This is a genomic window from Pedobacter sp. Leaf132 (assembly GCF_920984695.1).
GTDB lineage: Bacteria > Bacteroidota > Bacteroidia > Sphingobacteriales > Sphingobacteriaceae > Pedobacter.
Genome location: NZ_CAKLBO010000001.1, coordinates 57299 through 74575, shown reverse-complemented (window position 1 = coordinate 74575; position 17277 = coordinate 57299). Strand labels below are relative to the sequence as shown.

The window sequence follows — 17277 nt, the reverse complement described above, 5'->3', positions numbered from 1 at the left end:
AATCTTTTTGTCATCCTCAGCGTAGTTGAAGGAAGTCTGCCAATCTGTGGCTAAAAATAGTTGCCACGGAAACACAGAATACACGGAAATCGAGCTACCTTTTATATATCTGTCATCCAAAGCCTTTAAATATTAGCACCTTTTTCATCCTGAGCGTAGTCGAAAAACAGAAAACAAAAAGGATGTTCACTACTATCCCTTAAGTTTAGATACAGCGGCTTATACAAGAAAATCCTCTCAAAAAGGCAACTACCCTGGCTTCGATAGCCCCGACATAGCGAAAATCCTTTTGGCAGTAAAAATCTAACTTTAGCCTTAACAATAACCAAAAGATTGCAGCATTGGCCAAGCCACTGTAACAGAAAAGCTTGACTAAAAGCTAATTCAAATTTACCCAGATTTTTTTGTAAAAAACAGAAAAGGGCAATTTGATAAACCAAATCGCCCTTTCAATAGCTTATTAATAACCTAGCTTAAAGTAGCTAAAGTTGTAATTCCACCTTTTACAACCTGATTAAGCTCTACGTTAACTTTTGTTCCTACCGGAAGAAAAACATCTACACGTGAGCCAAATTTAATGAATCCAAATTGTTCAGTTTGCACCACCTGATCGCCTTCCTTAATATACCAAACAATTCTACGGGCTAAAGCACCTGCAATTTGACGGAATAATACTGATGTGCCGTTATTATGTTCTACAACAGTTGTTGTACGTTCGTTTTCTGTAGATGATTTAGGATTCCAGGCCGCTAAATATTTGCCTGGATGATATTTGAAAAACTTAACCACACCAGAAATTGGATTTCGGTTAATATGAACATTTACCGGCGACATGAAAATTGAAACCTGTAAGCGTTTATCCTTAAAATATTCGCCTTCTTCAGTCTCTTCAATTACCACAACTTTTCCGTCAGCAGGGCAAATCACTAAATTATCGCCGGCAGAAAAACTACGACTTGGATTACGGAAAAACTGCAATACAGTTAAAAATAATAAAGCAGAAAGGATGTAGATAAACCAACGTAGCCATGTTACATCGTAATATTTATAATCCACAAAAGCATTAAGTATAAAAACAAATAATACTGTTAATGCAATTGATGTATAGCCTTCTTTGTGTATGGTCATTGTATTAAAATTATTGCGCAAAGGTGCGAAAAATATATTAATCTGCTTAGAAATTATTCGCCAATAGCTCTGTAAATATCAGTCAGGTTTCTGCCAAGCCCGTTATAATCTAAACCATAGCCGACCACAAATTCATTCGGTATTTCGAAACCGATGTAATCCAAGCCTTCAATTTTATATTTAAGTGCCGCAGGTTTAAGCAGTAATGAAGCAACTTTAACCGATGCCGGATTTTTTTCCTTTATCATTTTTAAGATATGCGTAAGCGTTAAGCCTGTATCTACAATATCTTCAACAATAATAATGTCTCTTCCTTCCAAATTATCGGGCAAACCAATTAGTTCTTTAACATTGCCAGAGCTTTCTGTTCCCTGATAAGACGCAACACGCATAAAAGCAACTTCGCAAGGCACATCAATTTCTTTAATTAAATCGGCCATAAAAAGAAAACTTCCGTTTAATACACCGATAAATAGAGGGCACTTACCTTCGTAATCAACATTCATCTGTATACCCATCAATCTGATGCGTTTATTTAGCGCATCATTCTCTAAAAAAATCTCAAACTCCTTATCTTCTACTGTTATTTTATGCATTTTATTTTTTGTAATGTTGAAATATGAAGCCTCAAATATCTATTGACCGCTTTCGAGCTCACGTTCTTTCCTACGCTGTTCTCTTCGCTCTTGCCTTAATTGTTTTTTGGTTTTGGTTGTATCGGCAGTTTTAATGGTTGCAGTGTCTTTCTTTCCGCCACCAAAAATACGGTCGAAAAGATTTTTATTTTTATCCTGCATAATTACCTGTGGCATTTCGCTGTCATCATCGTCAAAAACGGTTGTATCAACGGCGGCAGTATCCGGAGCTAGGTATTGCCTTAAACCTTCGCGTAGCCTAACATTGTAAAAACCATAACCCGCAGAATCTGATGGCGTTAAACCTCGTCTGGCCATAATATTCCCCATAAACCTGAAATAGTTGTACATATACGGTTTCAAGCTTCCATCTGACATAAATTTATACATAGATGCTTTAGGTTTCGGAACAATACTCGCTAAAAACAATCCATCACCAATGGTTAAATCAGCAGGTTGCTTGCCAAAATAATATCGCGAAGCTTCGCCAATGCCATAAATGTTTTGTCCAAGTTCCATAATGTTAAAATAAACCTCCAGCATGCGCTGTTTACTTACCAGGTGATTGTGTTCAATTAGCCACACAATTAAAATTTCTTCTGCTTTGCGGGCCAAAGTTTTTTGGCGACTTAGATAAACGTTTTTAACAAGTTGCATACTGATTGTACTTCCGCCACGCTTAAATTTTTTCTCCTTATAGTTTACCGCAATAGATTTTCTTATGGATTCTTCAACAAAGCCATTGTGTGTGTAAAACGATGGATCTTCTGCCGTTAAAACAGCATTTATAAAGTTTTTAGAAATCGCATTTAATGGAGTGAAATTATGATTTGCAGGACCAATTATTATGTCACGCATGGGCTTACCATATTCATAAGGCGTGTAAACAAAAGGACTGTTAATTTTCTGGAGGTTGGTTTTGCCCCATTGCAGGATTTTAAAATCCACCGGCGTTAAAGTAGAGCTGAAGCGAACACTATCAGGAATTTTTGTATCGAGATAAAAATTTAAATTATACTTCACTTTACCCTGAACTTTTAAACCATCTAAAGACTCGAATAAACCTTGAGGAAAAGCTTCAAAAATTGCCTGCGCATCTTGTTCTTCAGCATTTAGTTTAAGCTCGTAAATTTTATTCTTCCCTAAAGTATATTTTACAAATGGATGGATGGATGCATTTTTTAAATATGCAGTAGATGTACTATCCAGAGCGATGTAGTTCGGTCCAATTAAAACATCGGCATCTAATTTTGCGCTTTGAACAACAATATCATTCGATGCAATTCTTGGCTGGTTTATTAACATGTTTTTCACCGACCATGAACCAGAAATTTTGTAATCATCGCCGCTATATTTTGCGTTTTTAAGTTCCGTTTGCAGCGTATCAAAACTCAGTTTTGCATGTAATTTGTTATTAAGATATGGTAATTCCAGTTTTTTACCATCAGCATAGGCTGTAAAACTTAGCTCTTTACTGCCGGGATTTACATAACCATCAATATGCCATTTAGATTCTCCTTCGTTAACGTTAATTGTAGATTTTAAATCACCACCATCAATTACAGCTTCGGTTGCAAAACTCAGCTTTGCGGTATCATGATCATTAAATTTAAAAAGCATGTTTTTAACATCCAAATCATCCGGGATTTTATATAAAACCTCGTTTAAAACGTTGCTGGCTATATCGGCAAGGTTAACTTTGGCTTTGGTTTCTGTACTATCCTTCTTTTTTCTTTTTAAAATGAAATCGATATTTGTAGTAGAATCTTTAAGCACAACGCTTACAAAGCCATTGTTGAGTTTTATTTCTGACAGCTTTACATTACCAAAGATTAATGGAAATAGTTTAACCCCAACGCTTAATTCGTTGATGCTGGAAAGGGTGTCTCTATCCTTCGGAACGATAGAAATTGCGGTCATTTTTACGGTGCTTAAACCTGTAAAACCAGCGCTGCCAATTTTAACATCCAGATCGTAATCTTTATTTGCTTTTGCGATAGCTTTAGCCACCATTTTTTTAAGCAAAGCTTCTCTTTTGCTATACGCAACCGCACCTAATGCAATACAAACAATAAAAAAGACACCTAAAACCCAGGCGCCAATTTTTAAATATTTTTTGGGGATGTTTATTTTCGGTATCTGCATACAGTGCTTAAAATGATTAATTGCTTAAACGTAACAATTAAATGTTTATTTCGTGTTAAAATTACAGTTAAAAACCCTAAATAAAAGTATTTATAGGGATGTTTTGTTAATTTTGAATTTAAATTATTCAGATGCAAATTAGCCAACAACAAGTATTAGATGCGCTTAAAAATGTAGAAGATCCAGACCTGAAAAAGGATTTGGTTACCTTAAACATGATTAAGGATTTAAACATCGTTGATAAAAAAATCAATTTTACGCTTGAACTGACTACCCCGGCATGCCCTATGAAGGATATGCTAAAAAATGCCTGTACAAATGCAATTAAACATTTTGTAGATGCGGAGGCAGAAATTTCTATCAACATAACATCAAGGGTTACGCAACCTGTAAATTCATCTTCTCTGGATAACATCAAAAATATAATTTTGGTTTCATCAGGAAAGGGTGGTGTTGGTAAATCTACTGTATCTAGTAATCTGGCGGTTACCTTGGCTAAAGATGGCGCAAAAGTTGGTTTAATTGATGCTGATATTTACGGGCCATCTGTACCAACCATGTTTGATTTAGTTGATGCAAAACCTGGTGCTGAGGAAACGGCAGATGGAAAAACCAAAATTATTCCGATAGAGAAATATGGAATCAAATTATTGTCGTTAGGCTTTTTTGCAGACCCGGGTCAACCTGTACCTTGGCGTGGTCCAATGGCATCAAACGCGGTAAAGCAATTATTTAACGATACTAACTGGGGCGAGTTAGATTATCTGATTGTTGATTTACCTCCGGGCACTGGGGATATTCACATTACAATTACACAAAGTTTCCCTATTTCCGGAGCGGTTGTGGTAACTACACCGCAGCAAGTTGCTTTAGCAGATACGCACAAAGGTTTGGCTATGTTCAGAATGCCGGGCATAAACATTCCAATTTTAGGTGTTATTGAAAACATGTCGTACTTTACGCCGGCAGAATTGCCCGACAATAAATATTACATTTTTGGTAAAGGCGGTGGAACTGTTTTAGCCGAGCGATTTGATGTTCCGTTTTTAGGTGAAATACCTATTGTACAAAGTATTGCAGAAGCTGGCGATAATGGAAAACCGGTTGCTTTGAACCAAAATGTTTTAATGGATGAAATTTTTGGAGATATTGCAAGTAAAATAGCACAGCAAATATCAATCAATAATGCGCAAATGGCTAATTCCTAAAAAATTAGTATTTTTAGATTTTAAATAACACAGAATGAATTTAACAGAGCAAGTAGAACAGGCATTAGAAACCATCAGACCATATTTAAAGGCCGATGGAGGGGATGTTTCTGTTGAAGAAATTACAGCTGAAGGAACAGTAAAGCTTAAGCTTTTAGGTAACTGCGGCTCTTGCCCGATGAGTTTTATGACTATGAAATCGGGGATTGAGCAAGCAATTATGAAGGCTGTTCCGCAGATTACATCTGTTGTAGCGGTAAACATGGCCGAGCAAGATTAACAATATTTAACAAGCAGATTTACATTTTAAATTTACATTTGCCTTAATGAGATATTGTATTGCCCTAATTTGTACACTTTTTTCTATAGCCGCATTTGCACAACAAAAGCCGGCACAGGATAAATTGATTCAATTTTCGGGTATTATTACAGATATTGATAGCACAAGCGTAATTCCTTATGTTACCATGACTAACCTTTCTGCCAATAGTAAACGTGTTGCGGCAGATTACAGAGGTTATTTCTCTTTCATTGTAAACCCTGGCGATACCATCTTGTTTACAGCCATAGGTTATAAAAAGTTCTCAACCGTTATTCCTTTAAGTACCCCCGACAGCAAATACACCATTATGGTAAAACTGAAGGCCGAGGTAATTAATTTACCAACGGTTCGGGTATTTCCGTGGGCAACAACAGAAGAGTTTACAAAAGACTTTTTATCGATGAAAATTGCTGATGATGATATGGCGATTGCAAAAAGAAATCTTTCGCGATCTTCTATCAATGGTATGATTCAGGCATTGCCACGTGATGCGCAGGAAATTGGCAGCCAAAATTATCGGTACAATTTCGACAGGATGATTAACAAAAATATGGTTCAAACCAACCCATTGTTAAATCCTTTTGCATGGGGTAAACTTATGCAATCTATTTTTGATGGCGATAAAAGCCGCAGCGAAAATTAATAAAAAGCCCGTCATTGCGAGGAACGAAGCAATCTTCCTCGAAAAAAGCGACTTCATTTACACTAAAATATTTTCTATAAATTTAACAAGAGCTAATTTTGTGGCGTACCTATCCCGAAGAAAAATCGGGAAAGGGTCGGGCTTTGCAGGGCTACGCTTCGCTACGGTACCGATGAAAAATCGGTACTAAACCCTTACTTGCCTGCCGCAGGCAGGCAATCCCTAACTCAAAACCCTGTTTATTAATAGTGTGGTAATATTTGATAGCGATAGATTCCACAGCGAGAATTGATAAAAAAACCCGTCAATAATTGAGCAAAAAAAAGGCAAAACATTTACATTTTCCCTTTAACATCTCCATCAAAATTATCTTTCTACTCCTCGGTCTGTGTCTTCACAGACAGGAAATACACACTTAGTTTTGCTCAAGCCAATAATTATAGCCCTGATTAAAATGGCAGCCTCCAATTTTTTTTCAAAATTGGAGCTATAATGGAAAGCAGGTCTGCTTTTACCGATTAGCACAGGTTTTGCGCTACAAAAAAAAGGGAAAATGTTTCCATTTTCCCTTTAACATCTTACATTAAACCTTATCTTCTTTTACTTTTATTTGGAAACTTCATTTTATAATCCGTTTTAATGTTTCCTTTTGAAATTGCATCTAATTTGCTTTTCAACATCGTTTTACGCAAAACACTAACTTTATCGGTAAACAGTTTTCCTTCAATATGGTCGTACTCATGCTGAATAACACGTGCTGCTAAGCCATCCACGTCATCTGTATGCTCAACAAAATTTTCATCAAGGTAATTGATTTTGATTTTTGGTTTGCGGGAGATATTTTCACGAATATCAGGAATGCTTAAACAACCTTCGTTAAAAACCCAAGGTTCGCCCGTTTCTTCAACAATTTCGGCATTTATAAAAACCTTTTTATAGCCGGGCGTGCCATCTTCATCCTCGCCGGTATCAACAATAAATAATCGAATAGGCAAGCCAATTTGAGGCGCAGCAAGACCAACGCCGTTTGCGTAATACATGGTATCGAACATGTCGCTAATCAACTGCTTTAATTCTGGATAATCTTTATCTATATCGGCACCTATTTTTTTCAAAACAGGATCTCCGTATGCTACTATGGGTAATTTCATTGTGTGTTATGTTTTTATTTCGCTCGTCATTGCTTCGTGCCTCGCAATGACGGAAACTATTGCAAAAATAACAATTATTCCAGTATTGGATTGAAAGTAAAAATATTCAATTGTTCTGGTGCTAAAACTTCATCAATAATTTGAGCCATTTCAGTTGCCTTAACATTATTTATTTTTTCGAAAACCTGTTCTAAAGAATCAATTTTATTATGATCGATTAAGCTTTTTGCCATTGAAATGATCAACCCGATTCTGTTCTCTTCACCTAAAGCAATTTGTCCGATAAATTTATTTTTAGCCTTTTGTAATTGTATATCATTGAGTGGATTATCTTTTAATTTCTTCATTTCTTTGAAAATTAATGATAATGCCTTTTGATGTTTTTCTTTATCCGTTCCGAAATAAATTGAAAAAATACCGGTATCGCTTAATGGTGCAAAGCTAGATTCGATGGTATAGGCAATTCCGTATTTTTCTCTAATTTGTAAATTTAGAACAGAGCTCATTCCGTTGCCGCCGAAATAATTATTTAGCAGCATTAAGCCTGCTTTATATTTATGATGCGTGGAATAGGTTTGCGCACCCAAAATGCAGTGTGTTTGCGTAATCGGCTTGTAAATGTTACTGGTAGTTGGCTTTAATATTTCAGGTTTTATTCTGTTAAGCGATGGCGAATTCTCCTCAACATCGGCAAAATGCTTTGTGCCTTTAGCTATCACACTTTTCAAATTGTAGTTTCCTAAAACAGCAATAACAATTTCATTTGTTCTGTAATTCGCTTTTCTAAAATTAATTACATCTGCTCTGGTAAAATTTTGAACAGAATCTGTTGTGCCTAAAATGTTATTTCCTAAAGCATTGCCTGCAAAAAGCATGTCTTCAAAATCATCGTTAATGGCCTCTTCGGGCTGATCTAAATAAGAAGCAATTTCATCAAGAATTACACTTTTTTCTTTATCCATTTCATCTTCCGGAAAAGTAGAATGGAAAATAATGTCATTAAAAAGCTCTAAAGTTCTATCTAAATAAGGATTTAAGAAAGACGCATGCACACAAGTATACTCCTTTGTGGTATACGCATTTAAATCTGCGCCAACACTTTCTAAGCGATTTAAAATTTGATTGGTACTGCGCTTTTCGGTTCGTTTAAAAATTAAGTGTTCTATGAAATGCGCTAAACCTGCTTTGCCTTCAGGTTCATCTCTCGAACCAGTGTTTATAATGATGCAGGCGTGTGATATGGTTGATGCCGAGGGCACATGCATAATGCGGATGCCATTCGGTAAAGTATGAACATTGTATTCCATTGGTGGGCAAAGATACGGCTATTAGATTATAAAGCTTTGTTATTACGTTATGCAAATGTAAAAGCCATATCAAATTTTAAAAAAGCCGTTTAGGAATCTTAAATAATTTCTAAACGGCTAAATATTTAAATATTGTCTATTTATTTATGCCTTCGAGTGCGAATAAAAACGCCCATCTAAGAGAAACATCTTTCAAATAATCGAAGCGACCAGATGCGCCACCATGCCCAAATTCCATATTGGTTTTTAGCAAGAGCACATTGTTATCCGTTTTGTTAGCCCGTAATTTTGCAACCCATTTTGCAGGTTCAAAATATTGTACCTGGCTATCATGCAAACCTGTAGTAACCAACATATTTGGGTAGGCCTTTTTCTCAACATTTTCATACGGAGAGTAGCTTTTCATATAATCGTAAGCTTCTTTTTGCTTCGGATTTCCCCACTCATCAAATTCATTTGTAGTTAACGGAATACTTTCATCAAGCATGGTGTTAATTACATCAACAAAAGGCACATCTGCAATAACGCCGTTCCATAAATCTGGTGCTAAATTTACAACAGCACCCATTAATAAGCCACCGGCACTACCGCCGTTTGCATATAAATGTCCTTTCGAGGTATATTTTTGGTCAACCAAATATTCGCCTGCGGCGATAAAATCGGTAAAAGTATTTTTCTTTTTCATCAATTTACCGTCTTCATACCATTGGCGCCCCATCTCTTGTCCGCCGCGTATATTAGCAATGGCAAAAACAAAACCTCTATTTAATAAACTCAATCTCGGCGAAGAAAATGTGGCGTCGGTGCTTGAGCCATAAGAACCATAAGCATAAAGCAATAATGGTGCGTTGCCATTTTTCTCAAAGCCTTTTTTGTAAACCAAAGCAATCGGAATTTTTGTTCCATCTTTTGCGGTTGCAAAAACACGTTCAGTTGCGTAATCCTCAGGTTTGTAACCACCCACAACTTCCTGCTGTTTCATTAACTTCTTCTCTTTTTTCTCTAAATCGTAATCAAATGTAGAGTTTGGCGTAGTTAACGAGGTGTAAGAATAACGCAATGTTTTGCTATTATATTCAAGGTTTGAACCAGCGCCGGCAGAATACACAGGCTCATCAAATTTTATGTAATAATCGCTTCCATCATTTTTTAATACTCTAAGTTCCGTTAAACCATTTTTACGTTCAGAAAGCACTAAATAATCTTTAAATTCTTCGCCATATTCCAGTAAAACATCCTTACGGTTCGGTATCACTTCCTTCCAGTTTTCTTTGGCGGTTTTATCTAAAGGGCATTCCATTAAACGGAAATTTTTTGCATTCCAGTTCGTTACAATATAAAATTTGTTATCAACCGGCAAAACATCGTACAAAACGTCTTTAGAGCGGGCCGAAAAAACCTTAAATGCAGATTCAGGTTTGTCCGCATCAATCATGCTCATCTCATTTGTTAAAGTACCAGCCGATGATATTAAAATATATTTACCATTCTTTGATTTACCAACCCCGATGTAATTTGTATTGTCTTTTTCATCATAAACAACGGCATCGGCTTTTGGGTCGGCACCAAGAACATGCTTTTTAATTTTTTCGCTTAATAAGGTAACCGGGTTTTTAGATGTGTAAAAGAAAGTTTTATTATCATTTGCCCAAGCAACACCTCCTTGCGTATTCGGAATGGCATCTTTATAAATTTCTCCAGTTTCCAAATTCTTAATATTTATGGTGTATTGTCTACGCGAAACTTTATCTACACCATAAGCTAATAACTTGTTATCCGGACTAATACTAAAGCCCGAAGCACTGTAATATGGGTGCCCTTTTGCTAAATCATCAACATCTAATAAAATTTCTTCTGTAGCGGTTAAACTACCTTTTTTACGGCAATACTTATAATATTGTTTACCATCTTCTGTTCTGGTATAATAGAAATAACCATTCTTAAAAACCGGTACAGATTCATCTTTCTCCTTAATCCTGCTCTTCATTTCAGTAAATAAATCTGCCTGAAATTTATCCGTTCCTTTCATCATCGTGTCGAGATAAGCATTTTCAGCTTTCAAATAATCTACAACTTTTGTGCTGTCGGGTCCTTTTTTAAAATAATCAATCATCCAGTAATAATTATCTACAACGGTATCGCCATGAATAATTCTTTTATGCGGTTTTATTTCGGCTATTGGCGCTTTAGCATCAGGCCATTTTATAGGTTCCATTTCTTTCTTTTGGGGATTATTACACGCTGAAATTGCACCAAGCAAAATTAGCGAAGGTAAAATACGTTTCATGGTTGGTTTGATTTAGGTATTGGCAATTTAATAAAATTTAAACTATTTATTTGAAAATGAAGGCTTCGGCATTTTATGGCAGTCATCAGTCCCGCCAATAGCTTTACTACGTTTCACTCCGTGCTCGCTTATGTCGGGTTTATGAACAAAGTATCCTGCCTTTGGCCAAAATGCAGGTGGGAAAATTTTATCATTTTCGCAAAAATTTTAGTTCTGGATAATTATCATTTAAATTGAAAAAATAGATGTTAAATTGCCGCATTAATTTTACAAAACGCCCTTTGTGCTATGAAGGGTTTGGAGCAGCCAATGAAATTAGGGTACAAAAAAATTATAGTTAAAGTTGGGTCTAATGTAATTACACAGGCAAACGGTTTACCCGATGAAGGGCGAATTAAACATTTGGTAAATCAGTTGGCTGAGATTAAAAAGCAGGGCATCGAAGTAATCTTAGTTTCGTCTGGCGCCGTAGCCTCAGGTAGAAGCTTAATTACTGTTGCAGAAAAGCAAGATGCTGTAACAACCAGACAACTTCTTGCAGCAATTGGCCAGGTAAAACTGATTAATACCTACTCAAACTTTTTTGAACCACATAAAATAAAATGCGCACAGGTTTTAGTTACCAAAGAAGATTTTAGAGATAGGGCACACTATTTAAATATGAAAAATTGCATGCAAATTTTGCTGCAAAATGATGTTATTCCTGTTGTAAATGAGAACGATGTAGTTTCGGTAACCGAGCTAATGTTTACTGATAACGATGAATTAGCGGGTTTAATTGCTTCAATGCTAAATGCAGATGCGTTAATTATACTATCAAACGTAAATGGTATTTACAACGGCGACCCAAAGTTGGAAGGTTCAAAAGTTATTGAAGAAATTTCAGGTTCGGTTTCAAATCTGGCATCTTTTATCCAAACGGGTAAATCGCAATTTGGTCGTGGTGGTATGGTAACAAAATCTACAATGGCTCAAAAAGTGGCAAAATTAGGTATTGCGGTGCACATTGCTAATGGAACTACAGATAATGTACTAAGCACTTTGTTAAACAATCAATTGGTTCACACCCGTTTCATCCCCGAGAAAATAAAATCTGGCAAGAAAAAATGGATTGCGCATTCAGAAACATCAGCAAAAGGAATTGTGAAGTTAAATAATGGTGCAAAAGAAGTTTTAACCTCAGGTAAAGCCACGAGCTTATTGCCAATTGGTATTATCGAAATTCAATCAGATTTTTTGAAAGGCGATATCATCAAAATTATAGATGAAAATAACCAGCTTATCGGGCTAGGGATTGCAGAATATGGCTCTGATAAAGCAAAGGAGAGAATCGGGCAGAAAAAGCAAAAGGCTTTAGTGCATTACGATTACTTTTATTCAGCGATATAAGTTTAAAATCCAGTTAGTCTTGATACTTGATACTAAGAAATGAACTACAAACAATATTTTGAAAAGGCTCAGCAAGCAAGCCGGACATTGGTAGGCTTAAAAAAAAATACAACGAATGCAGTATTGGCAGATTTAGCCGATGCTTTGGTTTTGCATTCAGCAGAAATTTTAGCAGAAAACGCAAAAGATTTAGCTAAAATGCCGATTGAAGATCCAAAATACGACAGGCTTAAGCTAACCGAGCAGCGCATCGCAGATATTGCAAGTGATGTTAAGAATGTTAGTAATTTATCAAGTCCACTAGGCGAAATTTTATCAGATAAAATCCTTGATAATCAATTACAAATTCAAAAAGTAAGAGTGCCATTAGGTGTTGTTGGTGTAATTTACGAAGCCCGGCCAAATGTTACCGCCGATGTATTTTCGCTGTGCTTTAAAACGGGTAATGTGGCTGTGTTAAAAGGCGGGAGCGATGCTGAATTTTCAAACTTAGCCATAGCGAAGGTTATTCAAGGTGTACTAAAAAAACACGATATAAATCCTGATGTTTTAACGCTTTTACCTGCAGAGAGAGCGGCAACTGAAGCCCTACTAAATGCCAGAAATTTTGTAGATGTGCTCATTCCCCGCGGCAGCCAATCTTTAATTAATTATGTAAGGGAAAACAGTAAAATTCCTGTAATTGAAACCGGAGCTGGCATTGTGCATACTTATTTTGATGCGACTGGAGATTTAGAAAAAGGTAAAGGCATTATTTTCAACGCAAAAACCCGAAGGGTAAGCGTTTGTAATAGCTTAGATTGCGTATTGGTTCACCAAAATAAATTAGCTGAATTATGTAATCTTTTATCGCCTTTGGCGGATGCAAAAGTTGAAATTTTTGCCGATGAAATTAGTTATGGTGTTTTACAACCATCTTATCCAGGTGAATTATTACACCATGCACAGGATGAACATTTCGGTACAGAGTTTTTATCGTTAAAAATAGCCGTTAAAGTAGTGCAGGATTTAGATGCTGCTTTAAATCACATTGCAAAATATAGCTCCAAGCATAGCGAAGCCATTATATCAGAGGAGGCCGAAAATATTACCCGCTTTTTAAATGAAGTGGATGCGGCTGCGGTTTATGCAAATGCATCGACAGGATTTACAGATGGCGCACAGTTTGGCTTAGGTGCAGAAATTGGCATTAGCACTCAAAAACTTCATGCCCGCGGGCCAATGGGCCTGGAAGAATTAACCAGTTATAAATGGGTTGTGCGTGGTGACGGACAGGTGAGGGGATAGACGTGACGTCATTGCAAGGCACTAAGCAATCTTACAATTTGGATTATACCTTTTCTTTAAGATTGCTTCGTGCCTCGCAATGACGAAAACACTAATGAACCATTGAACCAATTAAATTTCAAAAACCTCTCCCCTTTGTGGCGCAACAACATTAAAACCATCTGCTTGCAATGAGGCAGTTAAGCTTTGTAAACTCCTGTCTTCCCCATGTACCAAAAATACCTTTTTAGGCTGGCCGGTTTGCTTTACGGTTCGCATTAAATCATCATGGTCGCCATGGCCACTCAGTAAATCGGTTTGTCGAATAGTGGCATAAACCATCATTTCTCTGTCTTTTATTCTAACAATAGGTACACCGCTTAATAGCTTATAGCCCAATGTTCCTTTTGCGCAATAGCCAATAAATAAAATTGTGCAATAATAGTTTTGTATGTTGTAATAAAGATGATCTTGTATTCGCCCGCCTTCTAACATACCTGCAGAAGAAATGATGATGCATGGGTCGAAATAATTTGAAACATCTTTACTTTCTTTCATGGTTTGCACATAAGCCAAATGCTCAAATTCAAACTCATCGCCCATGGTTTTATAAAAATCTTTTGCCTCTTGATTAACCAAATTATGGTGTTTGCGATAAACATCTGTAGCTTGTATTGCCATCGGGCTATCAACAAAAATTTGAACAGGCGGCAATAACTTTTTTGTAAAAATTTGATTCAAAGCAAAAACCAAAGATTGTGTTCGGCCAATGCTAAAGGCTGGAATAATTAAACGCCCCGGAGTTTTAATACAAGCTTCCTCAATCTCTTTAACTAGTCTTTCTTCTAAAGTTTGGTCTTTTGTGTGGTATCGACCGCCATAAGTGGCTTCGCAAACAAAATAATCAACTTCAGGTATGGGTTCGGGTTTCACCAAAACCGGATAATTTTCACGACCAATATCGCCCGAGAAAGCAATACGCTTTTCTTCGCCATTATCGTTAATGGTTAATACAGCTGCCGCAGCGCCAAGTAAGTGCCCTACCGGGATAAATGTTAAGCTGATATCACCATTAATTTTGAACGGTTTGTTAAATGCAATCGTTACAAAACGGTCTATGGTATCCATTACATGCTTGTGCAGATACAAAGGTTTTGGACCACTGAAATTGCCCCTTTTGGTACGGGGTTTTCTACTTTGTTTACGTAAAAAAAGCTCAACAGAATCAAATAAAAGGATAGAAGTTAAATCTGCAGTTGGAGGTGTACATAGCACTTGCCCATCAAAACCCAAGCGCACAAGCGTTGGTAAATTGCCCGAATGGTCGATATGGGCATGGGTAAGTATAACCAGATTTATATCCGATGGATTGAAGGGGAATTGTTGGTTTTCTTCCTGATAGGTTTCTTTTTCATAATCCAAACCGCAATCTACCAGTATTTTATAATGCCCAACTTCGAGCAGGTGCATACTACCTGTTACCTGTTGTGCAGCACCCCAAAACGTTAACTTCATCTTCTAATCTTTCCGTAAATTGTTTAGTGCAAAGTAGTACAATTGATTAAGTTTTTAAACAACTCGCCGTAATTTTTTTGCTGTCTGATTATCTATTTTACCTTTTGGAAAAGCTTAAAGCCTTATCTTTGTGAAAAAAGACAGCCATGCAAGAACCATTTGATGTAGAAATTGGTCCGATAAATTATTCGGTTTTCCCGGAAGGAAATGATATGTACACCATTTTTAAAGATGGTAGAGAATACATTCAGATTTTAAAAGATACTTCATCCATCTGGTTAAAAATGGATTATAAAACAGAACTTCCGATTTTTGAGGAAGATGAGGAGGTTAATGCAATTGGAGCGGCAATTGAAAAATATGTGCCGGAAGAGGATGATGAAGAGGAAGAATTGTAACGAAAAAAGTCCTGACTAAATCAGGACTTTTTTGCTTTAAATTATCTGGTGCAATTGGCCGTCCAGGTTCCATTGGTATTTGACACGCCAATTTTTAAATTGTTGGCATCAATTGTAATACCTACAACGCCAGTACCAACGCTAATGTAAGTGTTTCCGCTTTCCTGGAATTTCACACCTGTAATATCAGGAATGTTATTGCCAAAGAAGAAGCTATACGTATCACTAACTTTGGTTACTGTAACCTTACCATCAGTACTGTTGATTTGAGTATCGCCTTTACTGTATGAAACAGTTCCTCTGTAAGTACCTACGAAAAAATCGCGGTCTGCAGGGTCAGTATCTTTTTTACAAGATGACATTACGGTTAATGCTATTAATAGCATGCTGAAAATTTGAATAGTCTTTTTCATGATATGTTTTTCAATTTCAATCTGCCAAGGTAGTTAGCAGATTGGATTAGTAAATGTATGGGCATCATTACAACGACTATGCCAAAGAGAATCTAATCATCTAAATTCAGCTGCCATTATTTGATTTGTATCTTATTTTAAGCATCTAAAAATCAAAGTCTTACGTAAATGATTATAACGATTTTTTTCATGACAAATAAAATCCAGACTTAATTAGTTGGATGGCTAATAGTGTTCGGTTTTATAGATGATTTTCGGAAATACTTACTTCACACCAATCCACCATTGATTAAAAATCTGCCTTTCGTTTTTTAGATAAACAAATTCGCCGATCATTGGCGTTACCAATGGGATTTGAGCTTTCTTATTTAGTTCTGTAATTTTTACCAAAGGTTCGTCCCAGGGATGATTTGCCAAAACAAATTTTGAAGAATGTACCGGAAATAGTCTTTTAGCTTTCAAATCTTTTGCTGCTTGCAAACCTTGCTCAGGCATTAAATGGATGTACTTCCATTTTTTATCGTACTGACCATCTTCTAAAATCGCCAAATCAATAGGGCCGAATTTCTTTCCAATTTCTGCATAGTGTGTATCATAGCCGCTATCACCGCCGATGTAAATTTTCATTGTTGGGCTTTGGAAAACGTATGACATCCATAACGTATTATTTCTGGTAAATCCCCGTCCCGAAAAGTGGCGTGCCGGTGTGGTCTGCACGAAAAAGTTATCGCCTAAATCGATGGTTTCATTCCAGTCTTTTTCTAAAATATCATTTAAGTTGTAACCCCATTCCTCAAAATCGGCACCAACGCCTAAACCACAAATCACCTTCTTAGTTTTTGATTTTAACTTGACTAAGCTTTGGTAATCTACATGATCGTAATGGTCGTGAGAGATAATTAAATAATCGATATCGGGTAAATCTTCTACCTTGTATCTTTCGGTACCTTTAAAGGCTACCACCGTTCCCGGAATTGGAGAAGCATTACCACTAAAAACCGGGTCGACTAATATTCTTTTACCATCTAATTGTATAAAATAAGATGAATGCCCAAACCAAACCAAAATATCCTGGTCAATTGGTAAATTCAATAAATCTACTTTTTTGGATGGAATACTATCTACAGGAGTTAATCTGGGATATTTTGTAAATAGTTTATCAATAATGATACCCATAGTACTATAACCTTCGGTTACAGCTGGAGTTGCATGAATGTTTTCAAAAATACCATCTTTAAAATGTGGTGATTTTTTCATCCGTTCTAATCTTACACCTTCAGCAGCTTTACCGAATAAAGGTTTCTTCATGTAAAAATAGGTTACTAAAAAAAGGATTGAAATTAATGAAATAATTGTAATCAGGCCCCATTTAATAATTTTATAAATTTTGCTTTTCATCTGTATGATACGCACAAAGTTATTTGTAATTTTTAAATATTATCTGCATTAATTATTTGGTGCATAAAAAAT

15 protein-coding genes are annotated in these 17277 nt (G+C 36.3%); 6 read left to right on the top strand and 9 right to left on the bottom strand.

The features are described 5' to 3' along the window. Positions 1-468 precede the first annotated feature (468 nt). Genes LUA86_RS00270 through LUA86_RS00260 form a run of 3 tightly spaced genes read right to left on the bottom strand, consistent with a single transcriptional unit; the run spans position 469 to position 3908 of the window. On the bottom strand, positions 469-1128 hold the full coding sequence (locus LUA86_RS00270; protein WP_231458541.1) for a phosphatidylserine decarboxylase family protein: 660 nt from the start codon (positions 1126-1128) through the stop codon (positions 469-471). Between the two features lie 53 nt (positions 1129-1181). Continuing rightward, a complete protein-coding gene (gene hpt / locus LUA86_RS00265) occupies positions 1182-1724 on the bottom strand; it encodes a hypoxanthine phosphoribosyltransferase (RefSeq protein WP_231458540.1) in 543 nt (180 codons plus the stop codon). A gap of 39 nt (positions 1725-1763) precedes the next feature. After that, positions 1764-3908 (bottom strand): transglycosylase domain-containing protein, encoded by a 2145-nt coding sequence (locus LUA86_RS00260; protein ID WP_231458539.1) that lies wholly within the window; start codon positions 3906-3908, stop codon positions 1764-1766. 131 nt (positions 3909-4039) lie between these two features. On the opposite strand from LUA86_RS00260, the gene LUA86_RS00255 reads away from it, so the two are divergent. Genes LUA86_RS00255 through LUA86_RS00245 form a run of 3 tightly spaced genes read left to right on the top strand, consistent with a single transcriptional unit; the run spans position 4040 to position 6081 of the window. Further along, a complete protein-coding gene (locus tag LUA86_RS00255; protein WP_231458538.1) occupies positions 4040-5116 on the top strand; it encodes an Mrp/NBP35 family ATP-binding protein in 1077 nt (358 codons plus the stop codon). Positions 5117-5150: 34 nt separating this feature from the next. After that, complete coding sequence (locus LUA86_RS00250; protein ID WP_154280643.1) at positions 5151-5396, top strand: NifU family protein; 246 nt, start codon at positions 5151-5153, stop codon at positions 5394-5396. A 46-nt stretch (positions 5397-5442) separates the two neighbouring features. After that, positions 5443-6081 carry a hypothetical protein gene (locus LUA86_RS00245; RefSeq protein WP_231458537.1) on the top strand — a complete coding sequence of 213 codons (639 nt, stop codon included), beginning with the start codon at positions 5443-5445 and terminating at the stop codon, positions 6079-6081. A 590-nt stretch (positions 6082-6671) separates the two neighbouring features. Here the strand turns inward: LUA86_RS00245 and def are convergent. The 3 genes from def to LUA86_RS00230 form a co-directional block, all read right to left on the bottom strand. After that, on the bottom strand, positions 6672-7232 hold the full coding sequence (gene def, locus LUA86_RS00240) for a peptide deformylase (protein WP_231458536.1): 561 nt from the start codon (positions 7230-7232) through the stop codon (positions 6672-6674). Positions 7233-7306: 74 nt separating this feature from the next. After that, positions 7307-8539 (bottom strand): pitrilysin family protein, encoded by a 1233-nt coding sequence (locus tag LUA86_RS00235; RefSeq protein ID WP_231458535.1) that lies wholly within the window; start codon positions 8537-8539, stop codon positions 7307-7309. Positions 8540-8675: 136 nt separating this feature from the next. Next, positions 8676-10826 carry a S9 family peptidase gene (locus LUA86_RS00230; protein ID WP_231458534.1) on the bottom strand — a complete coding sequence of 717 codons (2151 nt, stop codon included), beginning with the start codon at positions 10824-10826 and terminating at the stop codon, positions 8676-8678. Positions 10827-11135: 309 nt separating this feature from the next. On the opposite strand from LUA86_RS00230, the gene proB reads away from it, so the two are divergent. After that, positions 11136-12215, top strand: a complete 1080-nt coding sequence (gene proB / locus LUA86_RS00225) for a glutamate 5-kinase (protein WP_231458533.1) — start codon at positions 11136-11138, stop codon at positions 12213-12215. A gap of 39 nt (positions 12216-12254) precedes the next feature. Further along, complete coding sequence (locus LUA86_RS00220) at positions 12255-13502, top strand: glutamate-5-semialdehyde dehydrogenase (RefSeq protein ID WP_231458532.1); 1248 nt, start codon at positions 12255-12257, stop codon at positions 13500-13502. A 111-nt stretch (positions 13503-13613) separates the two neighbouring features. Here LUA86_RS00220 and LUA86_RS00215 read toward each other — a convergent pair whose 3' ends face one another. Further along, complete coding sequence (locus LUA86_RS00215; protein WP_231458531.1) at positions 13614-14996, bottom strand: MBL fold metallo-hydrolase RNA specificity domain-containing protein; 1383 nt, start codon at positions 14994-14996, stop codon at positions 13614-13616. A 146-nt stretch (positions 14997-15142) separates the two neighbouring features. Between LUA86_RS00215 and LUA86_RS00210 the strand changes: the two genes are divergently transcribed. After that, positions 15143-15394, top strand: coding sequence for a hypothetical protein (locus LUA86_RS00210; RefSeq protein WP_231458530.1), 252 nt, complete (start codon positions 15143-15145; stop codon positions 15392-15394). 41 nt (positions 15395-15435) lie between these two features. Here LUA86_RS00210 and LUA86_RS00205 read toward each other — a convergent pair whose 3' ends face one another. Then, positions 15436-15807 carry a hypothetical protein gene (locus LUA86_RS00205; RefSeq protein WP_231458529.1) on the bottom strand — a complete coding sequence of 124 codons (372 nt, stop codon included), beginning with the start codon at positions 15805-15807 and terminating at the stop codon, positions 15436-15438. Positions 15808-16071: 264 nt separating this feature from the next. Next, positions 16072-17115 (bottom strand): MBL fold metallo-hydrolase, encoded by a 1044-nt coding sequence (locus LUA86_RS00200; RefSeq protein WP_231458528.1) that lies wholly within the window; start codon positions 17113-17115, stop codon positions 16072-16074. Positions 17116-17277 lie beyond the last annotated feature (162 nt).

Coding starts and splice junctions, on each gene's coding strand:
- LUA86_RS00270 (WP_231458541.1), bottom strand. CDS start 1,128: ATGACCATACACAAAGAAGGCTATACATCAATTGCATTAACAGTATTA.
- hpt (WP_231458540.1), bottom strand. CDS start 1,724: ATGCATAAAATAACAGTAGAAGATAAGGAGTTTGAGATTTTTTTAGAG.
- LUA86_RS00260 (WP_231458539.1), bottom strand. CDS start 3,908: ATGCAGATACCGAAAATAAACATCCCCAAAAAATATTTAAAAATTGGC.
- LUA86_RS00255 (WP_231458538.1), top strand. CDS start 4,040: ATGCAAATTAGCCAACAACAAGTATTAGATGCGCTTAAAAATGTAGAA.
- LUA86_RS00250 (WP_154280643.1), top strand. CDS start 5,151: ATGAATTTAACAGAGCAAGTAGAACAGGCATTAGAAACCATCAGACCA.
- LUA86_RS00245 (WP_231458537.1), top strand. CDS start 5,443: ATGAGATATTGTATTGCCCTAATTTGTACACTTTTTTCTATAGCCGCA.
- def (WP_231458536.1), bottom strand. CDS start 7,232: ATGAAATTACCCATAGTAGCATACGGAGATCCTGTTTTGAAAAAAATA.
- LUA86_RS00235 (WP_231458535.1), bottom strand. CDS start 8,539: ATGGAATACAATGTTCATACTTTACCGAATGGCATCCGCATTATGCAT.
- LUA86_RS00230 (WP_231458534.1), bottom strand. CDS start 10,826: ATGAAACGTATTTTACCTTCGCTAATTTTGCTTGGTGCAATTTCAGCG.
- proB (WP_231458533.1), top strand. CDS start 11,136: ATGAAATTAGGGTACAAAAAAATTATAGTTAAAGTTGGGTCTAATGTA.
- LUA86_RS00220 (WP_231458532.1), top strand. CDS start 12,255: ATGAACTACAAACAATATTTTGAAAAGGCTCAGCAAGCAAGCCGGACA.
- LUA86_RS00215 (WP_231458531.1), bottom strand. CDS start 14,996: ATGAAGTTAACGTTTTGGGGTGCTGCACAACAGGTAACAGGTAGTATG.
- LUA86_RS00210 (WP_231458530.1), top strand. CDS start 15,143: ATGCAAGAACCATTTGATGTAGAAATTGGTCCGATAAATTATTCGGTT.
- LUA86_RS00205 (WP_231458529.1), bottom strand. CDS start 15,807: ATGAAAAAGACTATTCAAATTTTCAGCATGCTATTAATAGCATTAACC.
- LUA86_RS00200 (WP_231458528.1), bottom strand. CDS start 17,115: ATGAAGAAACCTTTATTCGGTAAAGCTGCTGAAGGTGTAAGATTAGAA.